Source organism: Streptomyces sp. NPDC057543, from assembly GCF_042801895.1.
Taxonomy (GTDB): Bacteria; Actinomycetota; Actinomycetes; order Streptomycetales; family Streptomycetaceae; genus Streptomyces.
In genome coordinates this window covers 1-1,385 of sequence record NZ_JBHVFF010000587.1, presented here as the reverse complement: position 1 = coordinate 1,385, position 1,385 = coordinate 1, and the positions used below count along the sequence as shown (strand labels likewise).

The window sequence follows — 1,385 nt, the reverse complement described above, 5'->3', positions numbered from 1 at the left end:
GTCGACGCCCCCTGGCGACGACCGCCGCGGTGCGCCGCGCGCCGCGTGTCTCCGTGGATCTGAGGGGTCCGAGGAGGAACGGACCAGGAAGCCGGTGTTGCTGTCAGAAGTTTTGACAGCCAGTGATCCGGCCGCGTCGCCAGGGCGGATGCATTCCGGCCGTATTGCCGTACGCGATGAATGCGACGAACGGCCAACGAGCGGGGCATCCTGAGCGGCATGGACTTTCAGCCGGTTGAGCGCGCCGTCTCGGCCTGCTGGTGGGCGAAGGCGCGGACGGTTCGCTGGGCGGCCGAAGGCTTGATCCGGCCTCCCCGCTCGGTCACCCACAACGCGGGATGGTCCACACACCCGAACCGCGGGCGAATGTTCTCGGCGTAGTCGCGCACCGCCTCCACAGCCCAGTCCATCACCGACAGCACATTCCGGCGCCGGGGCGGCTGCCCCCGCTTCGCCTTGCCGTAGCGCACGTTCAGCGTGCCGAACCGGCCGAACTGCGGCGCCTTGGGATTACGGCCGAAGTCCACCAGGTCCACCTTGGAGGCTTCCGTTAGAAGAACAGGACTTGCCCACACACCTGAACGCCACGCCAACCAAGGTCACCGTAGGCCGCTGGGGCGAACTAAACATCTTCGCCTGCCTCAAGGAACCCCACCACCCGCACCGCTGGAGCATCCAGTAGTTCACTCGGCCATGACCACCGCGCGTGCTTGGGGGGTCCGCTCCCCTGGGCTGGAGCAATCGAGTGGCGCAGCTGTGGTCGGCGGCCGAGTGCTGTCGTCTCTTGTGAACATCGAACATCGCACAGTCTGGGTGCCTTCCAAAGTGCTGAGCAACCGCTGCCTAAACCCGGTTCTGGCACACATTCCGCGAGCGATCTTGAGTCCGGGCTCCACCGGACCCCGGTGACGTGCGGTCCGCGCAGCTCACGTAACGCGCGCGCCTACTGCTGGCGAGAGCCGGCGAGATCATTCACGGAATGGGTGCCAGAACCCTAAACCCGTGAGCAAAGCCAGATGGCTTCCAGCGGGCGCCCGACTGGCCTGCAAGCCGGCACCTAAACGCTCACGAAGATCTCGCCACGGTATGCCGGTCAGCGCGGCGTGCGCGAGGACCGGCGGCGGCAGAAGGCCGACGGCGGCCTCGCGGGCGGCCGGGTCGCGGTGGTGCGCAAGGTGCGCGGCCAGGGCGTGGGCGAGCCAGGCGTAGACGTCGGCCTGACCCGCCGCTCCGTCCCTAGGCGTCGGCTGCGGCCGGGTCGAGGGAGTCGACATCCTCCATGAAGCTCAGCATCCGGGCGTTGACCACGTCGGGATGGTCGATCTGCGGTCCGTGGCCCGTCGCGGCGATGATCTCGGCGCGGGCCCCGGGGATCAGGCGCGGCA

Annotated in this window: 2 protein-coding genes; both read right to left on the bottom strand. The window is 68.2% G+C overall.

From position 1 onward, the window contains the following. Window positions 1–227 precede the first annotated feature (227 nt). On the bottom strand, window positions 228–536 hold the full coding sequence (locus ACFU8Q_RS41490) for a hypothetical protein (RefSeq protein ID WP_384465404.1): 309 nt from the start codon (window positions 534–536) through the stop codon (window positions 228–230). A gap of 700 nt (window positions 537–1,236) precedes the next feature. Beyond that, on the bottom strand, window positions 1,237–1,385 hold a 149-nt coding region (locus ACFU8Q_RS41485; protein ID WP_384465407.1), incomplete at its 5' end, for an alpha/beta fold hydrolase.